Genomic DNA, 25,899 nt, shown 5'->3' on the forward strand with positions numbered 1-25,899 from the left:
ATCAGATTCCATAGCGCCCGCTATAGAATCCGGGCATGGTGACCGGACAGCGTGGCAGACCCCGCTCCTTCGACCGCGACGCCGCCCTGGACAAGGCCATGCTCGCCTTCTGGGAGCGCGGCTACGAGGCGACCTCCATCGCCGACCTGACCGCCTCGCTGGGCATCGGCGCGCCCAGCCTGTACGCGGCCTTCGGGGACAAGCGCAAGCTCTTCGACGAGGTCGTCATGGTGTACGGGGGCCGCTACGCGGACTTCGCGGGCGTGGCGCTGGCCGAGGAGCCCACCGCCCGGGCGGCCGTCGGCCGCATCCTGCGCGAGGCTGCCGAGATCTACACCGACCCGGCCCACCCGCCGGGCTGCCTGGTGATCAGCGCGGCGGTCAACACCGCCTCGGACGAGGTGGCCGAGGCCCTGCGCGAGCGACGCAACGCCAGCCTGGAGCTTTTCGAGAGCCGGATCCGGGCCGACATGGCGACCGGCGTGCTGCCCGCCGACACGGACGCGCGGGCGCTGGCCCGGTACGCCGGTGCCGTGCTTCAGGGGATGTCCCAGCAGTCGCGCGACGGGGCGAGCCGGGAGGAGCTGGAGGCGGTCGCGGAGCGGGCCCTGTTGGCCTGGCCCGCGTAGACCGGGGACCGCGCCGGACCGGAGCCGCGTGGCCCCGTCCCCCGAATAGGCCTGGGAAATGAAAAAGGCCCCGGAAATTCCTCTGGGCCACGGTGCCTGACGGGACCCTCAGCCCGCCCGGCACCGTAGCCCGGAGTACTTACGGCCGGCGGGTGTGCGGTTCCCGCGGCCGGTGGGAGGTGCCGGCGCAGTCAGGGCAGAGTGCGCGGCTTACCTCGATCCGTCCTCCTGTGCGGGGAGGGCGGAAGCTTCAGGCAATTGTGGACTAGACCATTCTCTTCTGTCCATCCAATGGCGGGCCCTGGAATCCCGTCACTTCATCCAACAGTACGCGGCCTTCGGGCCTTCTGGATACTCCTGAGTATTCCCGTGGGGAAAGTCATGCCGCGTACCCGGGGTACGCTCGCCACGTGCCCTCCATGAACGACCTCGTACGCCAGCACACCGCTCTCAGTGAAACCGAACTGGAGTGGCTCCACCTGCTGGTCTCGGAGTGGCAGCTGCTCTCCGACCTCTCCTTCGCGGACCTCGTGCTGTGGGTGCCCACCCTCGACGGCACCCGGTACGTCTCGGTCGCTCAGATGCGCCCGAACACCGGTCCCACGTCGTACCAGGACGACATGGTCGGCCACCTGGTTCCGCGAGGCCGCCGCCCGCTGCTCGACGCCGCGCTCGACGAGGGCCGGATCGTGCGCGAGGGCGACCCGGAGTGGCGCGAGGAGGTGCCGGTGCGCGTCGAGTCGATCCCCGTGCGCCGCGAGGGCCGGGTCCTGGGCGTGATCGCCCGGAACACCAACCTGCTCACTGTGCGTACACCGAGCCGGCTGGAGCTCACCTACCTCCAGTCCGCCTCCGACCTCGCTCAGATGATCGCGGCGGGCTCCTTCCCGTACCCCGGCCAGCAGGTCGACATGGACGCCTCCCCGCGCGTCGGGGACGGCCTCATCCGGCTCGACGCCGAGGGCGTGGTCACCTACGCGTCCCCGAACGCGCTCTCCGCCTACCACCGGCTCGGCCTCGCCTCCGACCTCGTCGGCCAGCACCTGGGCAACACCACCGCCGAACTCGCCCCCTCCCGCGGCCCGGTGGACGAGGCCCTGGTCAAACTCGCCAGCGGCTGGGCCCCCCGGGAGACCGAGGTCGAGGGCAACAGCGGGGTCATCCAGCTGCGCGCCATCCCGCTCAAGCCGAAGGGGATCCGGATCGGCTCCCTGGTGCTCTGCCGTGACGTCACCGAGCTGCGCCGTCGCGAACGCGAACTGATCACCAAGGACGCCACCATCCGGGAGATCCACCACCGGGTGAAAAACAACCTCCAGACCGTGGCCGCGCTGCTCAGGCTCCAGGCCAGGCGGATGGATTCGGAGACCGGCCGCGAGGCGCTCAACGAGGCCGTGCGCCGCGTCGGTTCGATCGCGATCGTGCACGAGACGCTGTCTCAGAACCTTGACGAGCGGGTCGAGTTCGACGAGATCGCCGACCGGGTCATCGCGATGGTCTCGGAGATCTCGCCGGGCAAGGTCGCCTGCCGGCGTGCCGGCCGGTTCGGGATCCTGGACGCCGAGGTCGCCACCCCGCTGTCGATGGTGCTGACCGAGATCCTGCAGAACGCCCTGGAGCACGCCTTCGCACAGGGGGAGCGGGGCACCGTGGAGGTCTCCGCGATCCGCTCCGGCACCGGCCGCAAGGACGGCCGGCTGCTGATCACCGTCCTCGACGACGGCCGCGGTCTGCCCGAGGGCTTCGACCCCCAGCGGGCCGGCAACCTCGGGCTGCAGATCGTACGGACCCTCGTGGAGGGCGAGCTCGGCGGCACCTTCGACATGCTCCGGGCGGAGCCGCGCGGCACCAAGGTCGTACTCGACATCCCGTCCAGCCCGCAGAAGTAGCGGCGAAGTCGTCACTCGGTGTGACGACTTCGATTCGGGCGCTGCCCGGACAGCACTGAGCCCCGGACCGAAGGGTTCTCGGTCCGGGGCTCAAGAGCACGTTGCTGAGCGCCTATACGGTTCTACGCGCTGCGCGTCGAGGCTCGAAAGTCGTTGTCAGGCGCTGGCGTTGCGCGCCCGGTTGCGAGCGGCGCGGCGCTTCATCGCGCGGCGCTCGTCCTCGCTGAGACCGCCCCACACGCCGGAGTCCTGACCGGACTCGAGCGCCCACTGCAGGCACTGCTCCATGACGGGGCAGCGGCGGCAGACGGCCTTGGCTTCCTCGATCTGCAGCAGCGCAGGACCGGTGTTGCCGATGGGGAAGAACAGCTCGGGGTCTTCCTCACGACAAACGGCGTTGTGACGCCAGTCCATGGCTGCTACCTCTCTTGTGTGACATGCACGTTGCTTGTGAATGTGAACGCTTTCACGAATCCCCCCGTGAGGGAAGGGCCGACGCCCAGTCGCCTGGTGCGGTCCGAAGATGCGTGGTGGGGTTCTGGCGGTCTGTGTGGGTGCCGGTTCTGCGGGCTGTCCCGATCGCCATGTAGAGATTCGCAAACCTCGGACGGGGATACAACCCCTTCCGGAAAGTTTTTTTTGATTCGTCGGTGTCTACTAGGTCACAGCCCTACATCCTGGGGGTGGACCAGCGTGTAAACGTTCGAGTGAAAGGACTTTGGGTCCTTCCACTCACACAATCACACGCAGTGCCCGGCGTACGCCTGTGAACCGAACGCTGGTGCGCAGACCGAGGTGGTCTCCGTCCATCTGGAACGGAAGCGGCACCTTCGAATGCAAGGTGAAGTCCGTCAGATCGTGCAGAGACACCGCATGCTTGCCGTGCGGGCCCCGCTCAGGAGTCGAGGTCAGGAGCTGTGTCGCGTAGCGCGCGACCGCCGGAGTTGACAAACGATTGAGGGCCAATACGTCAAGTGCGGTATCGAACGACGCCTCCGGGGAGGCGTAAAGCGGACGATTGCCCAGATACGTCCACGGCGAGGTGTTGCAGACTATCGACAGCACCAGGTCCGTCACCGGATCCGCGCCGGGGCGCTCCAGCGTGACCGTCCCGTGCCGGCGGTTCGGTTCCTCCAGGAACTGCCGCATCAGCTGTCGTACATACAGGGCGTGCGTCGAACGCTTGCCGCGCTCGCGCTGCTGTTCGACCCGCCCCACCACGCCCGCGTCGAAACCGAAGCCCGCGCAGAAGGTGAACCAGCGGGCCGGGACGGACTCGTCCTCCGTGCCCGGGGCGCCGGCCGCCAGGCCCAGCCCCACCGTCCGCTCCCGCTGCTCGCGCAGTGCGTCGAGCAGGGCGCCGGTCGCCTCGACCGCGTCGTTGGGCAGGCCGAGGGCGCGGGCGAACACATTGGTGGAGCCGCCGGGCACCACCGCCAGCCGGGGCCGCCGCTCCGGATCGGGCCCGTCGTGCAGCAGTCCGTTGACCACCTCGTTGACCGTGCCGTCGCCGCCCAGGGCCACGACGAGGTCGAGCCCCTCGTGCGCGGCCTTGCGTGCCAGGTCACGGGCGTGGCCGCGGTACTCGGTGGTCACCGCCTCCAGCTTCATCTCGCTGGCCAGGGCGTGGGTCAGGACGTCACGCGTGCGCGCGCTGGTGGTCGTCGCTGCTGGGTTGGCCACGAGAAGTGCACGCATGAGCGCCAGACTACCCACCCCTTCGGACGCGGACCCTACTGCCCGTCCCCTCCGGCCTGCGGGGCCCGCGGCTACCCTGCTGGGGTGAGCAAGAACCAGCCCCCGAAAGCCGCCGTCCCCGCCGCCACCCCCGCCGCCGGGCCCGCCGTCCTGCCCGGCCGGCTGACCGCCGCCGCTGTGCTGACGGCCCTGGAGGGTCTGGCGCTGGCAGGCCTGGGTGTCTACATGCTGTTCGTGGGCATCGCCGGCGACCCCGACTCCCCGCAGCAGGCCGAGACGGGAGGCATCACGCTGCTCGCGCTCGCCGCGCTGCCGCTGGTCGCGGCCCGCGGGCTGCGCCTGGGCCGCCGCTGGAGCCGCGGCCCGGCCCTGATCACCCAGCTGATGGCGCTGCCGGTGGCCTGGACCCTGTACTCCACGGGCGGCGCGATGATCGCCGCCGCCGTGGTCCTGGCCGCGACCGCGGTGGCCGTCGTGGCCCTGCTGGTGAACCCGACGGCGACCGTGGCCCTCGGAATCGGGCCTCGCGAAGAGACCCGATAACCGCTGCCGCTGTTACTCCCCGGCTCCTCGCCTACTCCTCGACGAGGAGTTTCTCGCGGAGCTGGGCCAGGGTGCGGGCCAGCAGGCGCGAGACGTGCATCTGGGAGATGCCGACCTCCTGGGCGATCTGCGACTGGGTCATGTTGCCGAAGAACCGCAGCAGCAGGATCCGCTTCTCCCGCGGAGGCAGCCCCTCCAGCAGCGGCTTGAGGGATTCGCGGTACTCGACGCCCTCCAGGGCTTCGTCCTCCGCGCCCAGGGTGTCCGCGACCGCCGGCGACTCGTCGTCGGTGTCCGGGACGTCCAGCGAAAGCGTGCTGTAGGCATTGGCTGATTCCAGCCCCTCCAGCACCTCCTCCTCGGAGATCCCGAGCCGTTCCGCCAGCTCGTGCACCGTGGGGGAGCGGCCGTGCTGCTGGGACAGCTCGGCCGTGGCCGTCGTCAGCGAGAGCCGCAGCTCCTGCAGGCGCCGGGGTACGCGTACCGCCCAGCCCTTGTCACGGAAGTGGCGCTTGATCTCGCCGACCACCGTGGGCGTGGCGTACGTGGAGAACTCGACCCCGCGGTCCGGGTCGAACCGGTCCACCGACTTGATCAGGCCGATCGTCGCGACCTGCGTCAGGTCGTCGAGCGGTTCGCCGCGGTTGCGGAAGCGCCGCGCCAGGTGCTCGACCAGCGGCAGGTGCATCCGTACGAGCCGGTTGCGCAGCTCCGCCTTCTCCGCCGAGCCGTCGGGCAGCGCCCGCAGCTCGATGAACAGGGCCCGCGCGCCACTGCGGTCGCGCGGATCCGGCAGCGCCTGCGCCACCGGGAAGATCGGAGCCGCCAGGGGCTCCGCCGGTGCCACCGGAACCGCCGGGGTCTGGGGTGGCTGTGGTTGGTCGTGCTGGTTCTCGCTCATAGGGCCCGCCCGTCGCTCCGCCGAGTCCAAAAAGCCGTCTTCCGCATCCGCGTCAGCCGGGTGCGGCCGGGCGTGCTGCTGCTCCGGGATGCCGCCGTCGACCTCGTGCCGTACCCGGGGCCGATCCCCGCCCCGCACCGGGATCTCCCCGCCGCTCACGCCGGGCCTGGTCCCGCGCCGCGCTGTTTGTAGAGACTGATGCTCACCGTCCGGTCCTCCTCGACCGTCGACTCGACCTTGCCGGCCAGGGCCGACAGTACGGTCCAGGCGAACGTGTCGCGCTCCGGCGCACGTCCGTCCGTGGTCGGCGCCGAGACGGTCACCTCCAGCGAATCGTCCACCAGCCGGAAGACGCAGCTGAGGACGGAGCCCGGCACGGCCTGCTGGAGCAGGATCGCGCAGGCTTCGTCCACCGCGATGCGGAGGTCCTCGATCTCGTCGAGAGTGAAGTCCAAACGTGCCGCGAGGCCGGCCGTGGCCGTCCGCAGCACCGACAGGTAGGCACCCGCAGCGGGCAGCCGGACTTCCACGAAGTCCTGGGTCCCGGGCTCGCCTGCGATCTGGGACACCCTCACCTCCAAGGTGGTACGAGCTGTGTTCGCCGGTGACGCTATCGCGATCCGGGCAATCGTGTCGCGGCACCCCTCGTGGCGCCCGCTGGGGGCACCCCTTCCCACGGCCAGTGACTGATGGTAAGCCCATGGGTACGCACAGTGGCTAGGGGTCTGCGGGCCCAAATCTGGGGAACCGGCGGAGGGTTGACCTACCCCGCTTCAGACGATCGAACCGTCGACAAAACACCACCGCCACATCTCGCCCGGTTCGAAGCTCCGCATCACCGGATGGCCGGTCTGCTCGTGGTGCGCGGTGGCGTGCCGGTGGGGCGAGGAGTCGCAGCAGGCCACGCGTCCGCACTCCAGGCACATCCGCAGCTGCACGGGGTGGCTGCCGATCGCCAGACATTCGGGGCAGGTCAGGTCAGACGGGGCGGGCTCGGGGCGCGGCAGTTCGGCAACGTGGGTGCACTCGCTCATGATTGCCAGCGTACGGCCAGGGTGCGGGTGCGCGATGGCTCCGACGGACGGGGAGGGGATCTTCGATGGAGGTATTGCAGCTGGTGGCGCTGGTCGCGGGGAGCGCGGCCGTCGCGGGCGTGGCCCGCCGGACCCCGGTGCCGGCGCCGCTGCTGCTGGTGGCCGCCGGGCTCGTCGCCGCGTACCTGCCGGGGGTGCCCCCGTACACCCTCGACCCGCACATCGTCCTGCCGCTGCTGCTCCCGCCGCTCCTGCACACGGCCGCCGTCGACAGCTCGTACCTGGACCTGCGGTCGAACATCCGGCCCATCGCGCTGCTGTCGGTGGGCTACGTGCTCTTCGCGACGATCGCCGTCGGGTACACGGCGTACCTCCTGGTGCCGGGCCTGTCGCTGCCGGTCGCGCTGGTGCTGGGCGCGGTGATCGCGCCGCCGGACGCGGTCGCGGCGACCGCGATCGCCCGCAAGCTCGGGCTGCCGAACCGGATCACCACGATCCTGCAGGGCGAGTCCCTGGTGAACGACGCCACGGCCATCACCGCGTACAAGGTGGCCCTGGCGGCGGCTGTCGGGGTGAGCGCCGGCTGGGCGGGCGGGATCGCGGAGTTCCTGCTGGCGTCCGTGGGCGGGATCGGCGTGGGCCTGCTGCTGATGGTCCCGATCCACCAGCTGCGCAAGCGGCTGAAGGAGCCGCTGCTCCAGAACACCCTTTCGCTGCTGATCCCCTTCGTGGCGTACGCGGCGGCCGAGCGTGTGCACGCCTCCGGGGTGCTCGCCGTGGTCGTGGTGGCGCTGTACATCGGGCACCGCAACTGGCAGGTCGACTTCGCCACCCGGCTGCAGGAGGAGGCGGTGTGGAAGGTGATCGCCTTCGTGCTGGAGTCGGTGGTCTTCGCGCTGATCGGACTGCAGCTGCCGGTGGTCCTCAAGGGGCTCGGGGAGTACGAGGGCCTGCACGCGGCCTGGTACGCGGTCGTGGTGTTCGTCGCGGTGGTGGTGGCCCGGTTCCTGTGGGTGTTCCCGGCGACCTTCGTGCCGCGGTGGGTGTCGGAGCGGATCCGGGAGCGGGAGCCGGAGACCAACTGGAAGGCCCCGGTGATCGTGGGCTGGGCCGGGATGCGGGGCGTGGTCTCGCTGGCCATCGCCTTCTCCGTGCCGATGCCGGTGCCGCACCGGAACCTGATCCTGTTCCTCACCTTCACGACGGTCATCGGGACGCTGGTGGTGCAGGGGCTGACGCTGCCGCCGCTGATCAGGCTGCTGAGGCTGCCGCCGCGCGATGCGCAGGCCGAGACGCTGGCGGAGGCGCAGGCGCAGAGCGAAGCCTCGCGGGCGGCGGAGGAACGGCTCGCGGAGCTGCTGGAGGAACCGGAGAACAGCACGCTGCCGCCGCCGCTGGCGGACCGGCTGCGGACGGTGCTGGAGCGCCGGCGCAACGCGGTGTGGGAGCGGCTGGGCGAGGTCAACCCGGTGACGGGGGAGTCGGCGGACGACATCTACCGGCGCCTCGCGCGGGAGATGATCGAGGCGGAGCGGGAGGTCTTCGTCGCGCTGCGGGACCGGCGGCGGATCGACGACGAGATGCTGCGGGCGCTGCTGCGCCGCCTGGACCTGGAGGAAGCGGCGGCGTACCGGGAGGAGGCGGGCTGATCCCGTCCCCCGCACGGGGGACGGGATGGGACCGGGGGCCGACGCGCCGGGCCGCGCCGGACCCGAGGCTCGACCCATGACACCGAACTCTCCGAACTCTTCGGCCGCGTGCGGATTCTGGGCCGCCGGTACGAGCACCCTCGCGCTCGGCGCCGGCCTGCTGGGGGCGGGTCCGCCGCCGCTCGCCTGGGGGCTGGCCGGGGCGGCCGCCGTGGCCGGGGCGGGGCTGGCCGTGCGGCGGCGGGCGGTGCTGTGGGCGGCCTGCGGGCTGTCCGCGGCTGCGGGGTTCGGCCTGCTGATGGACGTGGTGGGACTGCTGTTCGCGCAGGGGGTCGACGACGGGGCGGCGGCGGTACTGCACGCGCTCGGCCTGCTGGGCGCGGTGCTGCTCGCGGGCGCCGCACGACCCCGTGGGACCGGGCCCGTGGTGGCGCCGCAGCCCTCCGCGGCCTCCCGCCGGGCGCACCTCGCCGCGTGCGCGGGAGCGCTGGCCTTCGTTCCGTACGTGGCGATGAAGCTGACGTGGGCGCTGGGCGGCACCTTCGCGGGGATCAGCGGCGCGGAGATGCTGGCGGCCTCCGAGCGCAACGGGGCGTCCGGACTCTGGCTCACCCTGGAGCGCTGGGGGCTGGACGGCACGGTGCTGCTGGCCGCGCTCGGGGTCTTCCTGCTCTTCGGCCTGGTCGGGTCGTGGGGGCAGGTCTTCCCGCGGTGGACCCTCGCGCTGCGCGGCCGCCGGGTGCCGCGCTGGCTGCCGCTCGGGCCCGCCCTGATCGGCGTGGGCACGCTGGTGCCCTACGGCCTGTTCGGCGTCGGCTATCTGACGCTGGCTTCGGCCGGGGTGGTGAGCGTCCGTGCCGGTGACTTCCACTCCCCGGCGGACGCGGTGCTGGTCGGCTGGATCGGCTTCTCGGCCTTCGCCGGATACGGGCTGGCCCTGCTGGTGGCGACGCGGTCGTACTGGCTGCGCACGCGCTCGGTCACGGCCGGCCCGTGACCACGGCGGCCAGGGTGGTGCCGCGCGGGAAGGTGCCGGAGGCGGTGAGCTCGGCCAGGGCCCAGAGGAGTTTGGCCACGTAGATCCGCTCGACCGGGAGGCCGTGGCGGGCCTCGAAGTCGGCGGCGAAGGCGTCCAGCGCGGCCGGGACGCGGGCGTAGCCGCCGTGGTGGAAGCCCTCGGCCAGGGCCCAGCCGCCGGCCGGGCCGCCGAAGGCCTGGTGCTGGAGGGAACGTATCTCCGCGTCCAGGAACCCGCCCGCCAGGACCGGCACGCCGAGCGCCTGCTGGCCGGGGTCGAGCCCTGCGGCCAGGCCCGCCAGTGTGCCGCCCGTCCCGCAGGCCACCGCGACCACGTCGGCCCGCCCGCGCAGCTCCCGGCCCAGCTCGGCGCAGCCCGCGAGGGCGAGGACGTTGCTGCCGCCTTCCGGGACGACGTACGCCTCCTGCGCACCGGCCCCGTCCAGCAGGCGGGCCAGCGTCCGCGGCTCGGCCTTGAGGCGGTAGTCGGCCCGGGACACGAAGTGCAGCCGCATGCCGTCCGCCGCGCACCGGACGAGGGAGTCGTTGAGCGGCCGCCCGGCCAGCTCGTCGCCGCGCACGACGCCGACCGTCCGCAGCCCGAGCAGCCGCCCGGCGGCAGCCGTGGCCCGCAGGTGGTTGGAGTAGGCCCCGCCGAAGGTGGCCAGCGTGTCGTGCCCGGCGGCCACGGCGGCCCGCAGGTTCGGCGCGAGCTTGCGCCACTTGTTCCCGGGAAGCTCCGGGTGCACCAGGTCGTCCCGCTTGAGCAGCAGCCGCACGCCGTGCGCGGCGAACCGGTCGTCGCGGACCTCTTGCAAGGGGGACGGCGGGCGCGGCTGCAGGAGCACGTCAAGGTTCGCGGGGCGGTTCACCCACCCATTGTGGGCCGCTCCTGCCCGTGCCATCGCACGTCAGAGCCCCGCCCACACCATTCGGGTGGTGTGAACGGGGCCGGAGCCGGCGCGCTGGACTGTCCCGATCGCCGTCGCCCGGCGGGCCGGGGCCTATGCCTCGCGGGTGACGCGCGCGTGATCCGTGAACACCCGCCTGAACAGGTCGTGCCCCGTCCGCCCGGCGTGGCGCAGCGCCCAGTCCTGCGCGTCCGCCTGCTCGTGTGGGCGCTGCCCGGCGGAGGGATGGACCTGGGCGACTCGCTGCCCGGCACGGCCGTCAGTGAGGTCAAGGAGGAGACCGGGCTCGACGTGGAGATCACGGGACTGGTCGGCACGTACACGGACCCCCGGCACATCATCGAGTACACCGACGGCGAGGTCAGGCGGCAGCTCAACGTCTGCTTCACGGCCAGTATCACGGGCGGAATACTGTCGCTCTCCGACGAGAGCACGGAACTGCGGTTCGTGGCAACGGCAGACCTCGACGGGCTGCCCATGCACCACACCCAACGACTGCGCCTCCAACACTTCTTGGAGCACCGTCCCGCGCCGTACCTCGGCTAACCACGCGCTGCCGGCCGGGCGCAGCCGTCGTAGCCGCGCTCCGCCGCCTCGCGCGGGGCTGGGGAGGCGGAGCGCGGGCCGGGCTACTTGAGGCGTTCGGCCACGCGTTCGCGCAGGGACTTCATCGTGAAGCCCTTGGGGTCGATCTTGCCCGGCTGCCATTCGAGGTGGCCGATCACCGAGGGGGCCGTCCAGCCGTGGACCCGGCAGACGGCCGCCGCCGCGCGGGTGATCGCGTCGAGCTGGACCGCCGGCCAGGGGTCCTTGCCGTCGCCGAGGTTCTCGCACTCGAAGCCGTAGAAGTGGCGGTTGCCGTCGGTGGTCGCCTCGTTGTCGGGCGGGAGCCGCTTCTCCGCGATCACCGCCGCCAGGACGTCGGGGTCCCCGGCGCCCGCGTGGTTGGCGCGGCCGTAGCCGACCAGGTGGACGCGGCCGTCCTTGGCGATCACGCCGTGGCAGAGCGGGCCCGGCAGGGCGGAGTAGCCGTCGCGGCAGAGCTGGACGGTGTACGGGGTGCCGTGCGTGACGGTGTGGTGGATCATCACCCCGTGCACCGGCCCCCAGGGGCCCTTGTGGTTGCGGTTGTGGGTGCGCCAGGCGCCGACCTCGACGACGGTCAGACCCTCGTGCCGCAATGCGCTGATGAATCGGTCCGCGGACATGGGTGCGGCCATGGCCGCCTCCTTTACGGTGCGTGACGGACACGTTATGTGTGTGTCTCGTTACACTCCGGTTTAGCGGAGGCGGCTCTTCCGGGGCTAGGGCGTTATCCGGCCAGCTGTCAGGCGGATGCCAGCCACAGGTCCGGGCCGAACACCTCGTAGTGGATGTCGGAGGCGGGCACGCCCCTGGCGATCAGCTGCTCGCGCACGGACCGCATGAAGGGGAGCGGCCCGCACAGGTAGGCCTGGGTGCCGGGGGCGACCGGGACCGCCGAGAGGTCGATCAGGCCCTCGCCGTCGCCCGGCTCCGCCGCTTCCTCGTACCAGAACCGGGCCGAGGCGTCGGCCAGCTTGTGCGTCAGGGCCCGGTGGTCGGCCCGCAGCGGGTGGTCGGCCGGGGAGCGGTCGGCGTGCAGGACGGTCACCGGGGCGGCGTGCCCGGTGTCGGCCAGGTGCTCCAGCATCGAGAGCATCGGGGTGCAGCCGATGCCGGCCGAGGCGAGCAGCACCGGGGCGGCGGAGTCCCGCAGGACCAGGTCGCCGTAGGGCGCCGAGACCCTCACGATGTCGCCGACGTGGACCCGGGCGTGCAGGTGGTTGGAGACCTCGCCGTCCGGTCCGGCCGCGGCCGGACCGTGGACCCGCTTGACCGTGATCGCGCGGACCGGGGAGCCGGGGGCGGTGGAGAGGCTGTACTGGCGGATCTGCCGGGCGCCGTCCGGGAGTTCGACCTGGACCGAGACGTACTGGCCGGGCAGGTACGCCGGAGCCGGGGCGCCGTCGGCCGGGGCGATGCGGAAGGTGGTGCAGTCGGCGGTCTCCTCCGTCCGGCCGGTGACCGTCCACTCGCGCCACACGTCTCCGGCGACGACCCGCTGCTCGGCGTACAGGCGCTCCTCGATGGCGATGAGGGCGCCCGCCATCAGCCAGTAGACCTCGTCCCAGGCGGCCGCGACCTCGGGGGTGACGGCCTCGCCGAGGATCTCGGCGATCGCCTCGAAGAGGTGCCGGTGGACGACCTGGTACTGCTCGCGGGTGACGCCGAGGGAGGCGTGCTTGTGGGCTATGCGGCCCAGCATCACGTCGGGGCGGGTGTCCGGCCGGGCGACGAGGTGGGTGGCGAAGGCGGCGATGGATCCGGCGAGGGCCTGCTTCTGGAGGCCGGCGTTCTGGTTGCCCCGGTTGAAGAGGTCGCGCAGGAGTTCCGGGTGGGCCGCGAACAGCTTCGTGTAGAAGAGCTCCGTGATGTCGCCGATCGCAGCACCCACGGCGGGCAGGGTGGCTCGTACGGTCGCGGTGGACTTCTCGGACAGCATCAGGTCTCCTCGTTAATTGGCATTTAACATGCGTATTATTGGGCAGGGTCGGCCGCCCGTTGAAGGGCGGACTTCTGTTCGAACTTTCCGTCCGGGTCAGGCTAGGCGGGCCCGGGACGGGTGCGTATCGGCCATTCGGCCCGGGCGTCAGGGCCCTTCGGCCCTCCTCGGTGCGCCGCCCGAGATGCCCAGCAGCAGTGGACCCGTCGGGGCCGCCACCAGGTCGTTCACCGTCAGCGGGTCCAGGGTGGCGAAGAAGGCCTCCTGGGCCCGGCGCAGCGCGCCGCGCAGCACGCAGGCGCTGCGCAGCGGGCAGGGCGTGGTGCCGTCGCAGTCCACGACGTCGCCCGCGCCCTCCAGTTCGCGCACCACCCCGCCGACCGAGGCGGCGCGACCGGCGGGGGTCAGGGTGAGCCCGCCGCCGCGGCCGCGGCGCGCCTCGACCAAGCCGAGGTGCTGCAGCCTGGCGACCACCTTGGCGGTGTGGGTGTACGGGACCTCCATGGTCGCCGCCACCTCGCGGGTGGTCGGGAGGTCCGTCTCCAGGACCGCCAGGCGCATCAGGACGCGCAGGGCGACGTCGGTGAATCGGGTCAGGCGCATGCGCCCACCCTAGAAAACTTGCATCCTGCCTGCAAATTAAACCGGCGCGCGATCGCGTGCGTGGCTGAAAGCGGTGGGTCCAGGGGGGCTCGCGGGGAACAGGTCGACCCGAGAGGGTGCCCCGTCCCCGGAGGGAGTAGTCCCACCCTTTTGTGTAATGGGCCCACCAGGTTCCGTGCCGGAAGGCTGCACCCTGCAGATCCATGGAGTGATCGAAAGGGAAATACATGTCGGTCCAGGCAGGTTCCGAGTCCGAGGCCCAGGCTCCGCAGCGCAGTCTCGGGACATCGGCCGCGCGGAACTTGGCAACCACGACCAAGTCCGCGCCGCAGATGCAGGAGATCACCTCGCGGTGGCTGCTGAAGACGCTGCCGTGGGTCTCGGTGCAGGGCGGCACGTACCGCGTCAACCGCCGGCTGAGCTACACGGTCGGCGACGGACGCGTGGAGTTCATCAAGACCGGGACCCGGGTCCAGGTGATCCCGGCCGAGCTCGGTGAGCTCCGCCTGCTGCGCGACTACGAGGACCTCGACGTCCTCGGCGAACTCGCCCAGCGCTTCCGGCAGATCGACTTCGAGCCCGGCCAGGAGCTGACCTCCTTCGGCAGCCCCTGCGACCAGGTGTTCCTGCTCGCCCACGGCCGCATCGACCAGATCGGCCCGGGCCCCTACGGCGAGGACGCCGTCCTCGGGACTGTCGCCGACGGCGCCCACTTCGGCGAGTACTCCCTCGTCGACGAGGCGGCGATCTGGGAGTACACCGCCCGCGCCGCCACCTCCGGCACCGCGCTCGTCCTGTCCCGGCAGGACTTCCAGCTGCTCGCCGATCGCGTCGACTCGCTGCGCGAGCACGTGGGGAACGTGACGACGCAGCCCGCCCGGCACGCCAACACGTACGGCGAGGCCGCGATCGAGCTCTCCGCCGGCCACCAGGGCGAGGCCGTGCTCCCCGGCACCTTCGTGGACTACGAGGCCCGCCCGCGCGAGTACGAACTCTCCATTGCACAAACGGTCCTGCGGGTGCACACGCGCGTCGCCGACCTCTACAACCAGCCGATGAACCAGACCGAGCAGCAGTTGCGGCTCACGGTCGAGGCGCTGCGCGAGCGCCAGGAGCACGAGATGCTCAACAACCGCGACTTCGGCCTCCTCCACAACGCCGACTACGACCAGCGCATCCAGCCGCACGACGGCGCGCCCAGCCCCGACGACATGGACCAGCTGCTCAGCATGCGGCGCGGCTCCAAGTTCTTCCTCGCCCACCCCAAGGCCATCGCCGCCTTCGGCCGCGAGTGCAACAAGCGCGGGCTGTACCCGGAGTCGGTGGACATCGGCGGCACCCGGGTGCCGGCCTGGCGCGGGGTGCCGATGTTCCCGAGCAACAAGATCCCGATCAGCGACGCCCGCACCACGTCGATCCTGTGCATGCGTACCGGCGAGGACGAGCAGGGCGTGATCGGCCTGCACCAGCCCGGCATCCCGGACGAGATCGAGCCGAGCCTGTCGGTCCGCTTCATGGGGATCAGCGAGCAGGCGATCATCTCCTACCTGGTCACCGCCTACTTCTCCGCCGCGGTGCTGGTGCCGGACGCGCTCGGCGTACTGGAGAACGTCGAGATCGGCCGCTGGCGCTGAGCGCGGTGGACGCCGCCCTGGCGACCGGTGAGGGCCAGGAGGCCGCGGCCCTGCTGGAGCGGACAAGAGAAACGGTCAACCCGGAACTGCGCCGGACCGTCGAGAGTCTGCCCGGTTCGATGCGGCGCGTCGCGATGTACCACTTCGGCTGGGAACACGCGGACGGCACCCCGGCGACGGGCAACACCGGGAAGGCCATCCGGCCCGCCCTGGTGCTGGCCGCGGCCCAGGCCCTGCGGGGGCCGGGCGGACCCGTGGACGGCATCGTCCGGGCGGCGGTCGCCGTGGAGCTGGCGCACAACTTCACGCTGCTGCACGACGACGTCATCGACAAGGACGCCCGGCGCCGCGGCCGGGCCACCGCCTGGACCGTCTTCGGGATACCGGACGCGATCATCACCGGCGACGCCATGATGGCGCTCGCGCAGCGGCTGCTCGCGGAGGACCCGCACCCGGCCGCGGCGGCGGCCGCGGCCCGGCTCGCGGCCTGCGTCATCGAGCTGTGCGCGGGCCAGCAGGCGGACTGCGCCTTCGAGCAGCGCCCGTACGTCTCGCTCGACGAGTGCCTGACCATGGCGACGGCCAAGACCGGGGCCCTGCTGGGCTGCGCCTGTGCGCTGGGTGCGCTGTACGCGGGCGCCGGGCCGGACGAGGCCGACGCGATGGACGCCTTCGGGCGGGAGGCCGGCCTGGCCTTCCAGCTGATCGACGACCTGATCGGCATCTGGGGCGATCCGGGGCACACCGGCAAGCCCGCCGGGGCCGATCTGCTCGCCCGCAAGAAGTCCCTGCCGGTCGTGGCCGCCCTCACCTCGGGCACCGCGGCGGGGGAGGAGCTGGCGGTCCTGTACGGGGGTCCCATGACCGGGGACGACGTGCACAGGGCGGCCGACGCGGTGGACCGGGCCGGCGGGCGGGACTGGGCGCAGGCCCATGCCGCGGACCGGATGGGCCGGGCCGTGCAGCAGCTGTCCCGGGCCGTACCGGACCTCGGGGCGGCGGGCGGGCTGCTGGCGCTCGCGGAGTTCGTGACGCGCCGTACGCGGTGATCGCGCAGGGGCACGGGAGAGGCCTGTTCCGGCACCGGATGGTGCCGGAACGGGCCTTACCGCGTTTCCGCCCCAACTCTAGGATCGCTCACGGTTGTTGACACGTGAGTGAAGGGTGTGACCAGTGGCGCTGGAGATACGCCAGGCGGATCAGTCGGACCGGGACGCGGTGGCGCGCCTCCTCGACGAGGCCTTCCGCACCGACCCGGTGAGCAGCTGGGTCTTCCCGGACCCGGACCACCGGGCCGCGGTTCACGGCAAGTTCCTCGGCGTCTTCGTGGACGTGGCGCTGGCCGAGGGGCGGATCGACTACGCCGTGGACGGTTCGGCCGCCGCGCTGTGGCTTCGGATCCCGGCGGGCGAGCCGGAGGGCGAGGACGAGGTCCCGGCGAAGATGCGGGCGGTGGCCGACCCGGACAACGAGCGCTGCGAGCTGGTGGGCCGCCTCACGGGCGCGGTGCACCCGACGGCCGAGGAGCACGAGTACCTGCTGATGATCGCGGTCACCCCGGACCGGCAGGGGGAAGGGCTGGGCGGCGAACTGATCCGCCCGGTGCTGGAGCGCTGCGACCGGGAGGGTGTGCCGGCGTACCTGGAGGCGAGCAGCGAGCGCAGCGGCCGGCTCTACGAACGGCTCGGATTCGCGCACACGGGGTCGCCGGTGCAGCTGCCCGACGGACCGCTGATGTGGCCGATGTGGCGCAAGCCGGACGGGGTCGCGCATCCCGTTGCGTAACCACTTCACCTGAAGTACTTTATGCGACGTGCCTCCGAAGCGGTGGCGCCCCCAGCTACCGCTGGGAGGTGCCCCCAGTCGAACGGAAGAGAATCGCTTGCGCAAGCTCACGTACTTCATCGCCACGTCGGTCGACGGGTTCATCGGGGCCCCGGACGGTGACGGCGATTTCTTCTACAGCCGCCTCGACCCGGAGTTCATCGAATTCCTCAGGGCCGAGTACCCGGAGACGATCGCCGCCCAGGGGCGCGCCCAGCTCGGGATCGAGGACGCCGAGCCGAAGCGCTTCGACGCGGTGCTCATGGGGCGGGGGACCTACGAGCCGGGCGTCAAGGCCGGCGTCACCAGCCCGTACGGCCACCTGCCCGAGCAGTACGTCGTCTCGCGCTCCCTCACCACCCCGCCGGACCCGCAGGTCCGGCTGATCAGCGGGGACGTGGCGGCCCGGGTCCGTGAGCTCAAGGCCCAGGAGGGGCTCGGGATCTGGCTGTGCGGCGGGGCGGACCTGGCCGCCCAGCTGATCGACGAGATCGACGAGTTCGTCGTCAAGACGTACCCGTTCTTCGTGGGCACCGGGATGCCGATGTCGCGGGCGGGCTTCGGCGTGCGCCCCCTGGAGCTCACCGGGGTCAAGGCCCTCGGCGGCGGCCAGGTCGTCACCTCGTACAGCGTCACGCGCTGACCCGCCGAACGCGCGAAACCGGCCTACCGTGGAGGTATGGCCGGTGAACAGCGGGAACAGCACGAGCACGGGACGGTCGCTCCGCAGGCCGGGCACGAGCAGCAGGTGTGCCCGGCCTGCGGGAGCCCCGTGGACACGGTGCTCAGGCGACGCAAGTCCCTGGGGATCTTCATCCCGGAATGGGTCCGGGGTCCCTGTCGGAACCCGGAGTGTCCGGAGTGCGTTCCCCCTGGGGGTTGACCCGGTTGAACCCGGTCAGCCCTTCGTCCCCATCCCGGAGGCAACGAGGCCGTTGGCCCAGAGCTGGTTGACGCGCGCCCGCTCGGTGCTGTTCGGGGTCGCGTTCTGGCACGAGGTGCCCGGGCCGCCACCCGACATCAGCTCGCTGCACGGGCCCGAGTAGTGGTCCGGCAGGCCCAGGACGTGACCCGTCTCGTGGGCGGTCACCCGGGTGGAGTTGTACTGCTGGTTCTGCCGGTAGTCGAGGAAGATGTACCCCCGGCCGTGCCCGTCCGTGCTCGCGTACGAACCGCGCGAGTCGTTGCCCTCGCGGTACGAGAAGTTCCCGCCGGAGGACACCTCCTGCAGCTTGACGTTGCTCACCGAGCTGTTCCAGATCTGCGTGGAGCGGGCTATCTGGCTGCGGAAGCTCGGCGCGTTGCGGGTGTTGTAGGTGACGGTCACGGCCAGGGCGGCCGGGTTCGCGGCGCGCTGCTCGGCGACCGAGCGCTGCACTGCCTCGAAGAAGGCCTGGTTGGCGGCCTGGTTCTCCTGCGAGTTCGTGTACGCCGCGTAGCTCGCGGGAGTGCCGGCGGGGGCGGTGGCGGCGGTGGCGGTGGGGGCGACGCCGAGGGCGGCGGCCAGGCCGAGGCCGATGGTGGTGGCCAGAACGGCCTTACGGGAGTGGCGCATGTGGGGGAGCTCCTACTCGTCCGGTGCGGTGGGGGGTGGTCGTTCGTGACCGGAGTCTGCGGGAGCGGAAGTGCCCGGCGGATGATGTCACTCTGCGATAGCACGGGCCTATCGGGAAGATTTCGACAGATCAACTAGTATGAGAATGGCGGGATTCGGGGGGCTATCGGTGGCTGGTGCGGCCCACGGGCCGCGGCCTACTCTCGGGGCATGGAGCTTGAGGTCAGGCACCTGCGCGCGCTGTGCGCCATCGCCGACGCCGGAAGCCTGCACAAGGCCGCCCGGCAGCTCGGCGTGAGCCAGCCCTCCCTGACGACGCAGCTGCGCCGCATCGAACGCGCCCTGGACGGCGAGCTGTTCCTGCGGGAACGGACCGGCTGCCGGCCCACGCCTTTCGGCCGCACCGTGCTGGGCCGGGCCCGTCCGCTGCTCGCCGAGATGGCCGCGCTGGTGGCGGAGGCCCGGGCGCTGGCCCGCGGGCCGCGGCTGCGGATCGGCTCCACGGCCAGCCGTGCGCTGCCGGGCTGGCTCCGGCGGATCCACCGGCGGATGCCCGACACCGAGACCTCGCTGGTGGTGGACGTGTCCGCCAACGCGCTGCTGCGGATGGTGGATTCAGGCCAGCTGGACGTGGCCTTCGTGCACGAGGTGGAGGGCAGCCCGCTGCGGGTGCCGGCCGGACTGCAGCTGCACGTGCTGATGGAACGGGAGCCGCAGTTCGTGTCGATGTCCCGGGACCATCCGGCCGCCCGGCAGTCGGTGGTGTCCTTACGGGACCTGGCCGCGGACCGCTGGATGGTGGACCCGTCGGTCGACGGCGAATGGGACGGGCTGCGACGGGTCTTCGCGGGGGCCGGGCTGGACCCGCCGGTGCTGCACGCGGACTACCACACGGCGACCTCGCTGATCGTCTCCGGCGAGGCGGTGGCCCCCTGTCAGCCGACCTCCGGCCCGCGCGAGGACATGGCGATCCGGCCGCTGTCGGGTGACCCGCTCGCCGTACGGCTGCTCCTGGCGACCCGGCCCGGCGCGCACGCGGAGGTCTACGAGGACCTCCGCGCCGCGTACCGCGAGGCGGCCATGCGGACGCCGCCGTACCGGGCGTGGCTGCGCCACCACGCGAGCCCGTTGCTCGAAGCGGCGTAACGCGGGCGCCGGATCGGGTCAGTGCGGCGTGCGGACCCGGTCGTACGCCAGGGACAGCGCACCCTGGGCCACCAGGACCGCGCCCGCCGCGGCCCACCCCGGGCTGCGCCGGTGCGCCGCCCACACCAGCAGCGGTGCGCCCGCCGCGACCTGGGCCGCGCCCAGCAGCCGGGCCTTCGGGCCGCGCACCCACGGGCCCAGCGGGCCCTCCTCCACCACGTCGAGCTCCGCCCGCACCGCGTCGCGCCATCCGGACCACTCCACCGTCTCGGCGCCGGGCGCGACGCGCGCCGCCTCCCGGAGCCGGTCGGCCCCTTCGCCGGGGCCGAGCCCCGGGGGCAGCGCCAGCCCCGCGCGGGCCAGCAGGGCGATCAGGCCGAGGAGGCGGGCCGTACCGTCCGCGGCCGGGTCGGGCCGGGTGAGCCGCTCCAGTTCCTCCAGGTCGAGTACGGGGTCCAGGCCGAGCCGCGCGGACAGGTTCCGCATGGCGTCCGGCTCGCCCGACGGTCGGCCGCGCTCGTCCCACTCGTAGACGGCGGTGCGCCGGAAGCCGCTCGACAGGGCGAAGCCGGTCCGGCCGTCCTCCCACCACACGCTCAGCACGGGCCAGTTGACGCCGACCGCGACCGCCGCACCCCAGCCGGACAGCACCTCCGGCACGGTCTCCTCGCCGCCCAGCCACGGCTGGACGTCGGGCACGAGCACGCTCCACCCGCCCGCCGGGGCGAGCAGCAGGCGGACGCGGAGCAGGTGCGCGGCGGGACGGGCCGCGAGGGGTTCGGCCCGGCAGAGCAGCAGTCCGCCGGTAGTGGTCCGGGAGATGGGCATGCCCACACGCTAAGGCAAACCATCCCATATCGGAGATTTCAGCAGCACGCTTGACTTCACTCGACCGCGATATATCGTGTTACTCAGAAGACGCGATATGTTGCGTGCGTCGAGACCCGTCCGTCAGCGCACGAGGAGGATCAGCCCCATGGCAGAGCAGACGTCGCAGTCGACGTGGCACATCGCCGACCCGCAGAAGCTCGCCTTCGAGCAGCCGGTGACCGAGCTCCGCGTCCGGCTCGTGAGCGGCACGGTCAACGTGGTCGCCGCCGAGGACGGCCCGGCCCGCCTGGAGGTGACCGAGGTGGATGGGCCGCCCCTGTATGTGGTGCAGGACGGCGGCACCCTCACCGTCTCCTACGAGGACCTGCCCTGGAACGGATTCCAGGGCTTCAAGGAGTGGTGGGAGGCCAAGCCGTGGAAGGCCTGGTCCGGTTCCGCCTCCGGCCGCAAGGTGTGGGAGCGCAGCGCCGCCCTCACCCTGACCGTCCCCGCCGCCACCCAGGTGCAGCTGGCCACGGTCCACGCCACCGCCTTCGTCTCCGGGATCTCCGGGGGCACCGACGTCAACGGCGTCTCCGGCGACGCCACGCTGGTCGGGCTGTCGGGCCGGGTCAAGGCGCACACGGTCTCCGGCAGTGTCGAGGCCCAGTCCGTCACCGGCGACCTCGGCTTCCACTCGGTGTCCGGCGGCCTGACGGTGGTCGACGGCGCGGGCGTGAGCCTGCGGGCCGACTCGGTCAGCGGGGACATGCTCATCGACCTCGACCTCGACCCGTCGGCCCCGCGGCCGGTGGACATCGCGCTGAACTCCGTCTCCGGCCAGGTGGCCATCCGGCTGCCGCACCCCGCCGACGCCCGCGTGGAGGCCAACACCACCACCGGCGGCGTCTCCAACGCCTTCGAGGACCTGCGGGTCTCCGGCCAGCTGGGCTCCAAGCGGATCACCGGAACCCTCGGCTCCGGCACCGGTACCCTGCGCGCCACCACGGTCTCGGGCGGGATCGCGCTGCTGCGCCGCCCGCAGGCCGAAGCCGAAGCCCCCCTGCTCGACAAGAAGGTGCTCTGACATGCCGCCCGTCTTCGCCCACGGCCGCCTCCGCCTCTACCTCCTCAAGCTGCTGGACGAGGCGCCGCGCCACGGGTACGAGGTGATCCGCCTGCTGGAGGAGCGCTTCCAGGGCCTGTACGCGCCGTCCGCGGGCACGGTGTACCCGCGCCTGGCCAAGCTGGAGGCCGAGGGCCTGGTCACGTACGCGACCGAGGGCGGGCGCAAGGTGTACTCGATCACCGAGGCGGGCCGGGCCGAACTGGCCGACCGCAGCGGTGAACTCGCCGACCTGGAGCTGGAGATCCGCGACTCGGTCACCGAACTGGCCGCCGAGATCCGCGACGACGTCCGGGGCGCGGCGGGTGATCTGCGGCGCGAGATGCGGGCGGCGGCCTCCGCGTCGGCGACCCGGGTCGAGGACGAGTCCTGGAAGGCGGCCAAGGAGGAGCTGCGCAAGGCGCGTCAGGAGTGGAAGGAGCAGGCGAGGCGGGCGAAGGACGAGAGCCGCCGGGCCCGCGAGGAGGCCCAGCAGGCCCGCCGTCAGGCCAAGGAGGCCCAGGAGCGGGCGCGTGAGGAGGTCCAGCGCATAGCGGGCCAGCTCCAGGAGCAGTTCGCCAAGTCGGGTGGTGTGCTGGGCAGTCTGGCCGAAGCCTGGCTCGGCGGCTCCACGCCGGCCGGACCCGCCGCGCCCGGTACGCCCCTGGTGGTCGACACGGACTGGGCCGAGGATCTGACGCCCTCGGGCGACGCGGCCCGCGACCTGGACCGGCTTCTGGACCGCTTCCGTGACGATGTCCGCGACGCGGCGCGCGACCACGGTGTGTCCGCGGCCCAGCTGGCCGAGGCGCGCAACGATCTCGCCGCCGCTGCCGCCCGGCTGACGCAGACCCTGCGGGCCAGGCCTTAGGGCGGCGGGTCCGGTTGCGGCCCGGAAGGTGGCGGACCGTCCGGGCCGTCGGCCTGGGGTGCTCAGGGATCGTTCTCGTCGACGGTCTGCTCATCAAGACCTCGGCGTCAGGGGCGTCGGTCAGGTGCCCGTGGAGCTGCCGTCAGGCGGCCAGGCCCGTCTCGGCCGTCCCGTAGGTGACTCCGTGGTCCGTCAGGACCTCGGAGACCGTGCCGGGGCGGGAGAGCAGGGCCAACAGCAGGTGCAGGGCGGCGATGTGACGGTCCCCCCGCCCCAGGGCGATGCGCAGGGACTGTTCCAGGACCTTCTTCGAGCCCTGGGTGAAGGGGACGTGGCGGTTGTCCGGCTCCGGGCGGCCGAGGGCCGAGCGGAGCGAGGCCCCCAGCGTCCGCCGCCGGGGAGCCGCCGAGGACAGGGCGCCCTCGCCATGGGTCTCCTCGACCCGGGAGACGATCTGCGAGAGGTCGATGCCGAGCCCGGCCAGCGCCTCCTCGTCGGCCTTGGACATCCCGCCGCGCCGGCGGGCCGCGGCGAGGTCCGCGGCCACTGCCTCGCGGTCCACGCCCAGGGGATCCAGAGCCCCTTGGGCGAGCAGGGCGAGCAGCAGGTGCTCCTCGCCGACGGTGGCGGACCCGGCGCGCCGGGCCTCGGCGACCGCGCCCGTCACGGTCTCGCGGGCCTCGGTCGTAAAGCGTTCGAACATCAAAGCCTCCCGTACTTCTTGTGCACGGCCTGTCGGCTGACGCCCAGCTCGGCCGCGATCTCCTGCCAGGACCACCCCTGCGTGCGGGCACTGCGTACCTGTACGGCCTCCAGCTGCTCCAGCAGTCTGCGGAGGGCGGCCACGGCACGCAGGCCCACACGCGGGTCGCGGTCACCGGCCCGCTCGGCGAGATCGGTAGCTTCCGTCATGCGTGTCAATGTAGGTTGACGCAGGGAGGAATGTCAACCATCGTTGACGCCTACGGGTTGAGCACGATCTTCCCGAAGAGGTCGCCCGACGCGAGCTTCTCGAAGCCCTCGCGCGCCCGCTCCAGCGGCAGCACCTCGTCGATGACCGGTCGGACCCCGGTGGTCGCGCAGAACGACAGCAGGTCCTCCAGCTCGTCCTTCGAGCCCATCGTCGAGCCGACCACCTTCAGCTCCAGGAAGAAGATCCGGGTCAGCTCGGCGTGCGCCGGGCGGTCGCCGCTCGTGGCGCCGGAGATGACCAGCGTGCCGCCCGGGCGCAGGGACTTCACCGAGTGCGACCAGGTGGCCGCGCCCACCGTCTCGATCACCGCGTCCACCCGCTGCGGCAGCCGCGCGCCCGGCTCGTACGCCTCCACGGCGCCCAGCTCCACGGCCCGCTTGCGCTTGGCCTCGTCCCGGCTGGTGGCGAAGACGCGCAGGCCGGCCGCCTTGCCGAGGACGATGGCCGCGGTCGCGACCCCGCCGCCGGCGCCTTGTACGAGGACGGAGTCGCCGGGGCGGACCCCGGCGTTGGTGAACAGCATCCGGTACGCCGTCAGCCAGGCCGTCGGCAGGCAGGCGGCTTCCTCGAACGAGAGCTCGGCGGGCTTGCGCAGGACGTTCCAGGCGGGGACGGTCACCTGCTCGGCGAAGGTCCCCTGGTAGCGCTCGGTCAGGATCGAGCGGGGCTCGTCCGGGCCGACCCCGTGGCCGCTCTGGCCGATCACGGAGTGCAGGACGACCTCGTTGCCGTCCTGGTCGATCCCGGCGGCGTCGCAGCCGAGGATCATCGGGAGTCTTTCCTGGCCGAGGCCGACCCCGCGCAGCGACCACAGGTCGTGGTGGTTGAGGGAGGCGGCCTTGACGTTCACGGTCACCCAGCCGGGCCGGACCTCGGGGGCCGGGCGCTCGCCCAGCTCAAGGCCGTTCAGGGGGTGGTCACGGTCGATTCGGGCGGCGTAGGCAGCGAACATGCCGCGACGCTACCGCTCGGTAGCGCAGGGTTCCAGCCTTCCCGGGACCCCGGCGGTGAGGCCTTCGTCGCACCGGGCCGAGGGGGCGTCACAAGGAAGGGCCCGGCCGGATCACTCCGGCCGGGCCCCTGCCCGTACAGCTCGGCGCTGCGGTCAGACCAGACGGGCCACGCCGTCGGCCTTGGCCGCGGCGGCGACGGCCGACGCGACGGCCTCGGCCACGCGCTCGTCGAACGGCGACGGGATCACGTAGTCGGCGGAGAGCTCGTCACCCACGACACCGGCGATGGCGTCGGCGGCGGCGATCTTCATGCCCTCGGTGATCCGGGTGGCGCGCACCTTGAGGGCGCCCGCGAAGATGCCCGGGAACGCCAGCACGTTGTTGATCTGGTTCGGGAAGTCCGAACGGCCCGTGGCCACGACCGCCGCGTACTTGTGCGCGACGTCCGGGTGGACCTCCGGGTTCGGGTTGGCCATGGCGAAGACGAACGCGTCCTTCGCCATCGAGGCCACCGCCTCCTCGGGGACCGTACCGCCGGAGACGCCGATGAAGACGTCGGCCCCCGCGAGGGCCTGCTCCAGCGAGCCGGTCTGGCCCGTCCGGTTGGTCAGGCCCGCGATCTCCGCCTTGACGTCCGTCAGGTCGGAGCGGTCGGCGGACACGACGCCCTTGCGGTCCGTCACGCAGACGTCGCCGATGCCCGCGTCGACCAGGATCTTGGCGATGGCGATGCCCGCGGCGCCCGCGCCGGAGATCACGGCGCGCAGGTCGCCGAGCGTGCGCCCGGTGAGCTTCGCGGCGTTGCGCAGCGCGGCCAGCGTCACGATGGCCGTGCCGTGCTGGTCGTCGTGGAAGATCGGGATGTCCAGCGCCTCCTGCAGGCGGCGCTCGATCTCGAAGCAGCGGGGTGCGGAGATGTCCTCCAGGTTCACCCCGCCGAAGGACGGCGCGAGACGGATGACCGTCTCGATGATCTCGTCCGTGTCCTTGGTCGCGAGCGCGATCGGGACCGCGTCCACGCCGCCGAACTGCTTGAACAGAATCGCCTTGCCCTCCATCACGGGGAGGGAGGCCTCGGGACCGATGTCACCGAGTCCGAGCACGGCCGTGCCGTCGGTGACGACGGCGACCACGTTGGACTTCCAGGTGTACTCGTTCACCAGCTCCGGCTGCTCGGCGATGGCGGTGCACACCTTCGCCACGCCGGGGGTGTACGCGAGGGAAAGGTCGTCCTTGTCGTTGACCGGCACCGTGGCCTGGATGGCCATCTTGCCGCCCCGGTGCAGCGCGAACACCGCGTCCGGGTTGTTGTCCGTCACGCTGTCACTGCGAGGGTTGAAGATCTCCGCTGCCACTGTGTGTGACCCCTTAAGTCCTTTGAATCGTTGAGGGTGGCCACTCCTGGTTAAGGGGTGGGCGGGCACCGCGTCCGTACTCCGCATCGACGGTTGGCCCGTCTCCGCGAAGGGGAGGTTCGTACGCGCGGGCGCGCCGCACGCGCGCCCTGAGCCCCGGATGAGGGGTGTAAGGATCTGTTCTACCGGATGAACGCTCACCCAGACGAGTCGATTCCTGCTCGACCATAGGCTGCATGTCCTGGTTTTGGCTAAAAGTCCAAACGTCTGTGTCC

General features: G+C 72.0%; 28 protein-coding genes. 13 read left to right on the forward strand and 15 right to left on the reverse strand.

Annotation, left to right across the window (positions count from 1 at the left end):
• The first annotated feature begins 35 nt into the window (after window positions 1-35).
• Together OG737_RS20495 and OG737_RS20500 are read left to right on the forward strand one after the other, a co-directional pair.
• Window positions 36-629 (forward strand): TetR/AcrR family transcriptional regulator, encoded by a 594-nt coding sequence (locus tag OG737_RS20495; RefSeq protein ID WP_328927570.1) that lies wholly within the window; start codon window positions 36-38, stop codon window positions 627-629.
• 419 nt (window positions 630-1,048) lie between these two features.
• Window positions 1,049-2,518, forward strand: a complete 1,470-nt coding sequence (locus OG737_RS20500) for a PAS domain-containing sensor histidine kinase (protein ID WP_328930415.1) — start codon at window positions 1,049-1,051, stop codon at window positions 2,516-2,518.
• Window positions 2,519-2,674: 156 nt separating this feature from the next.
• Here the strand turns inward: OG737_RS20500 and OG737_RS20505 are convergent, their stop codons facing one another.
• Both OG737_RS20505 and OG737_RS20510 read right to left on the reverse strand, forming a co-directional pair.
• A complete protein-coding gene (locus tag OG737_RS20505; protein ID WP_003953983.1) occupies window positions 2,675-2,932 on the reverse strand; it encodes a WhiB family transcriptional regulator in 258 nt (85 codons plus the stop codon).
• Between the two features lie 318 nt (window positions 2,933-3,250).
• A complete protein-coding gene (locus tag OG737_RS20510; RefSeq protein WP_405678589.1) occupies window positions 3,251-4,216 on the reverse strand; it encodes a diacylglycerol/lipid kinase family protein in 966 nt (321 codons plus the stop codon).
• Window positions 4,217-4,300: 84 nt separating this feature from the next.
• On the opposite strand from OG737_RS20510, the gene OG737_RS20515 reads away from it, so the two are divergent.
• The gene (locus tag OG737_RS20515; protein ID WP_405678587.1) at window positions 4,301-4,759 is read left to right on the forward strand and encodes a hypothetical protein; all 459 of its coding nucleotides are present in this window, start codon (window positions 4,301-4,303) and stop codon (window positions 4,757-4,759) included.
• A 31-nt stretch (window positions 4,760-4,790) separates the two neighbouring features.
• Here the strand turns inward: OG737_RS20515 and OG737_RS20520 are convergent, their stop codons facing one another.
• The 3 genes from OG737_RS20520 to OG737_RS20530 all read right to left on the reverse strand — a co-directional run bounded on the left by OG737_RS20520 (window position 4,791) and on the right by OG737_RS20530 (window position 6,694).
• Entirely contained in the window at window positions 4,791-5,804 is a 1,014-nt protein-coding gene (locus OG737_RS20520; RefSeq protein WP_405681362.1) for an RNA polymerase sigma factor SigF, read from the reverse strand.
• A gap of 11 nt (window positions 5,805-5,815) precedes the next feature.
• Complete coding sequence (locus OG737_RS20525; RefSeq protein WP_030153599.1) at window positions 5,816-6,229, reverse strand: anti-sigma regulatory factor; 414 nt, start codon at window positions 6,227-6,229, stop codon at window positions 5,816-5,818.
• 204 nt (window positions 6,230-6,433) lie between these two features.
• Complete coding sequence (locus OG737_RS20530) at window positions 6,434-6,694, reverse strand: UBP-type zinc finger domain-containing protein (protein ID WP_328927574.1); 261 nt, start codon at window positions 6,692-6,694, stop codon at window positions 6,434-6,436.
• A gap of 65 nt (window positions 6,695-6,759) precedes the next feature.
• Between OG737_RS20530 and OG737_RS20535 the strand changes: the two genes are divergently transcribed.
• Window positions 6,760-8,343 (forward strand): Na+/H+ antiporter, encoded by a 1,584-nt coding sequence (locus OG737_RS20535; protein WP_328927575.1) that lies wholly within the window; start codon window positions 6,760-6,762, stop codon window positions 8,341-8,343.
• A gap of 76 nt (window positions 8,344-8,419) precedes the next feature.
• Window positions 8,420-9,340: a hypothetical protein gene (locus OG737_RS20540; RefSeq protein WP_328927576.1), complete on the forward strand. Its 921-nt coding sequence runs from the start codon at window positions 8,420-8,422 to the stop codon at window positions 9,338-9,340.
• Here the strand turns inward: OG737_RS20540 and OG737_RS20545 are convergent.
• Window positions 9,324-10,232, reverse strand: a complete 909-nt coding sequence (locus tag OG737_RS20545) for a pyridoxal-phosphate dependent enzyme (protein WP_328927577.1) — start codon at window positions 10,230-10,232, stop codon at window positions 9,324-9,326. The two genes, OG737_RS20540 and OG737_RS20545, sit on opposite strands and share 17 nt — an antisense overlap.
• Window positions 10,233-10,418: 186 nt before the next feature.
• On the opposite strand from OG737_RS20545, the gene OG737_RS20550 reads away from it, so the two are divergent.
• Window positions 10,419-10,817, forward strand: a complete 399-nt coding sequence (locus OG737_RS20550; RefSeq protein ID WP_405922437.1) for an NUDIX hydrolase — start codon at window positions 10,419-10,421, stop codon at window positions 10,815-10,817.
• A gap of 83 nt (window positions 10,818-10,900) precedes the next feature.
• Here OG737_RS20550 and OG737_RS20555 read toward each other — a convergent pair whose 3' ends face one another.
• The 3 genes from OG737_RS20555 to OG737_RS20565 all read right to left on the reverse strand — a co-directional run bounded on the left by OG737_RS20555 (window position 10,901) and on the right by OG737_RS20565 (window position 13,398).
• On the reverse strand, window positions 10,901-11,491 hold the full coding sequence (locus OG737_RS20555; RefSeq protein WP_328927578.1) for an N-acetylmuramoyl-L-alanine amidase: 591 nt from the start codon (window positions 11,489-11,491) through the stop codon (window positions 10,901-10,903).
• Window positions 11,492-11,598: 107 nt separating this feature from the next.
• The gene (locus tag OG737_RS20560) at window positions 11,599-12,795 is read right to left on the reverse strand and encodes a globin domain-containing protein (RefSeq protein WP_405678581.1); all 1,197 of its coding nucleotides are present in this window, start codon (window positions 12,793-12,795) and stop codon (window positions 11,599-11,601) included.
• Between the two features lie 147 nt (window positions 12,796-12,942).
• On the reverse strand, window positions 12,943-13,398 hold the full coding sequence (locus OG737_RS20565) for an Rrf2 family transcriptional regulator (RefSeq protein ID WP_328927580.1): 456 nt from the start codon (window positions 13,396-13,398) through the stop codon (window positions 12,943-12,945).
• A gap of 227 nt (window positions 13,399-13,625) precedes the next feature.
• Here OG737_RS20565 and OG737_RS20570 point away from each other — a divergent pair, with 227 nt between their 5' ends.
• The 4 genes from OG737_RS20570 to OG737_RS20585 all read left to right on the forward strand — a co-directional run bounded on the left by OG737_RS20570 (window position 13,626) and on the right by OG737_RS20585 (window position 17,499).
• Window positions 13,626-15,032 (forward strand): family 2B encapsulin nanocompartment shell protein, encoded by a 1,407-nt coding sequence (locus tag OG737_RS20570; protein WP_328927581.1) that lies wholly within the window; start codon window positions 13,626-13,628, stop codon window positions 15,030-15,032.
• On the forward strand, window positions 15,029-16,081 hold the full coding sequence (locus OG737_RS20575) for a family 2 encapsulin nanocompartment cargo protein polyprenyl transferase (RefSeq protein WP_405681359.1): 1,053 nt from the start codon (window positions 15,029-15,031) through the stop codon (window positions 16,079-16,081). The genes OG737_RS20570 and OG737_RS20575 overlap by 4 nt, the downstream gene beginning before the upstream one ends.
• 124 nt (window positions 16,082-16,205) lie before the next feature.
• On the forward strand, window positions 16,206-16,817 hold the full coding sequence (locus OG737_RS20580; RefSeq protein WP_405678578.1) for a GNAT family N-acetyltransferase: 612 nt from the start codon (window positions 16,206-16,208) through the stop codon (window positions 16,815-16,817).
• A 97-nt stretch (window positions 16,818-16,914) separates the two neighbouring features.
• Window positions 16,915-17,499, forward strand: a complete 585-nt coding sequence (locus OG737_RS20585) for a dihydrofolate reductase family protein (RefSeq protein WP_405678576.1) — start codon at window positions 16,915-16,917, stop codon at window positions 17,497-17,499.
• Window positions 17,500-17,754: 255 nt separating this feature from the next.
• On the opposite strand, the gene snpA is transcribed toward OG737_RS20585, so the two are convergent.
• Window positions 17,755-18,411 carry a snapalysin gene (gene snpA, locus OG737_RS20590; RefSeq protein WP_328927584.1) on the reverse strand — a complete coding sequence of 219 codons (657 nt, stop codon included), beginning with the start codon at window positions 18,409-18,411 and terminating at the stop codon, window positions 17,755-17,757.
• A gap of 210 nt (window positions 18,412-18,621) precedes the next feature.
• On the opposite strand from snpA, the gene OG737_RS20595 reads away from it, so the two are divergent.
• Window positions 18,622-19,557 (forward strand): LysR family transcriptional regulator, encoded by a 936-nt coding sequence (locus OG737_RS20595; protein WP_328927585.1) that lies wholly within the window; start codon window positions 18,622-18,624, stop codon window positions 19,555-19,557.
• Between the two features lie 18 nt (window positions 19,558-19,575).
• On the opposite strand, the gene OG737_RS20600 is transcribed toward OG737_RS20595, so the two are convergent.
• Window positions 19,576-20,379 (reverse strand): hypothetical protein, encoded by an 804-nt coding sequence (locus OG737_RS20600; protein ID WP_328930417.1) that lies wholly within the window; start codon window positions 20,377-20,379, stop codon window positions 19,576-19,578.
• Window positions 20,380-20,533: 154 nt separating this feature from the next.
• Between OG737_RS20600 and OG737_RS20605 the strand changes: the two genes are divergently transcribed.
• Window positions 20,534-21,454, forward strand: a complete 921-nt coding sequence (locus OG737_RS20605) for a DUF4097 family beta strand repeat-containing protein (RefSeq protein WP_328927586.1) — start codon at window positions 20,534-20,536, stop codon at window positions 21,452-21,454.
• Between the two features lies 1 nt (window position 21,455).
• A complete protein-coding gene (locus OG737_RS20610) occupies window positions 21,456-22,343 on the forward strand; it encodes a helix-turn-helix transcriptional regulator (RefSeq protein WP_405678573.1) in 888 nt (295 codons plus the stop codon).
• Between the two features lie 142 nt (window positions 22,344-22,485).
• Here the strand turns inward: OG737_RS20610 and OG737_RS20615 are convergent, their stop codons facing one another.
• The 4 genes from OG737_RS20615 to OG737_RS20630 form a co-directional block, all read right to left on the reverse strand.
• Window positions 22,486-23,046 carry a Clp protease N-terminal domain-containing protein gene (locus OG737_RS20615; RefSeq protein WP_405678571.1) on the reverse strand — a complete coding sequence of 187 codons (561 nt, stop codon included), beginning with the start codon at window positions 23,044-23,046 and terminating at the stop codon, window positions 22,486-22,488.
• Complete coding sequence (locus OG737_RS20620) at window positions 23,046-23,255, reverse strand: helix-turn-helix domain-containing protein (protein WP_328927590.1); 210 nt, start codon at window positions 23,253-23,255, stop codon at window positions 23,046-23,048. Before OG737_RS20620 ends, OG737_RS20615 begins: the two co-directional genes overlap by 1 nt.
• Before the next feature lie 50 nt (window positions 23,256-23,305).
• Window positions 23,306-24,268, reverse strand: a complete 963-nt coding sequence (locus OG737_RS20625) for a zinc-binding dehydrogenase (RefSeq protein ID WP_328927591.1) — start codon at window positions 24,266-24,268, stop codon at window positions 23,306-23,308.
• Between the two features lie 153 nt (window positions 24,269-24,421).
• Complete coding sequence (locus tag OG737_RS20630) at window positions 24,422-25,624, reverse strand: NADP-dependent malic enzyme (RefSeq protein WP_328927592.1); 1,203 nt, start codon at window positions 25,622-25,624, stop codon at window positions 24,422-24,424.
• Between the last annotated feature and the right edge of the window lie 275 nt (window positions 25,625-25,899).

This window comes from Streptomyces sp. NBC_00122 (assembly GCF_045160845.1).
Classification (GTDB): Bacteria; Actinomycetota; Actinomycetes; order Streptomycetales; family Streptomycetaceae; genus Streptomyces.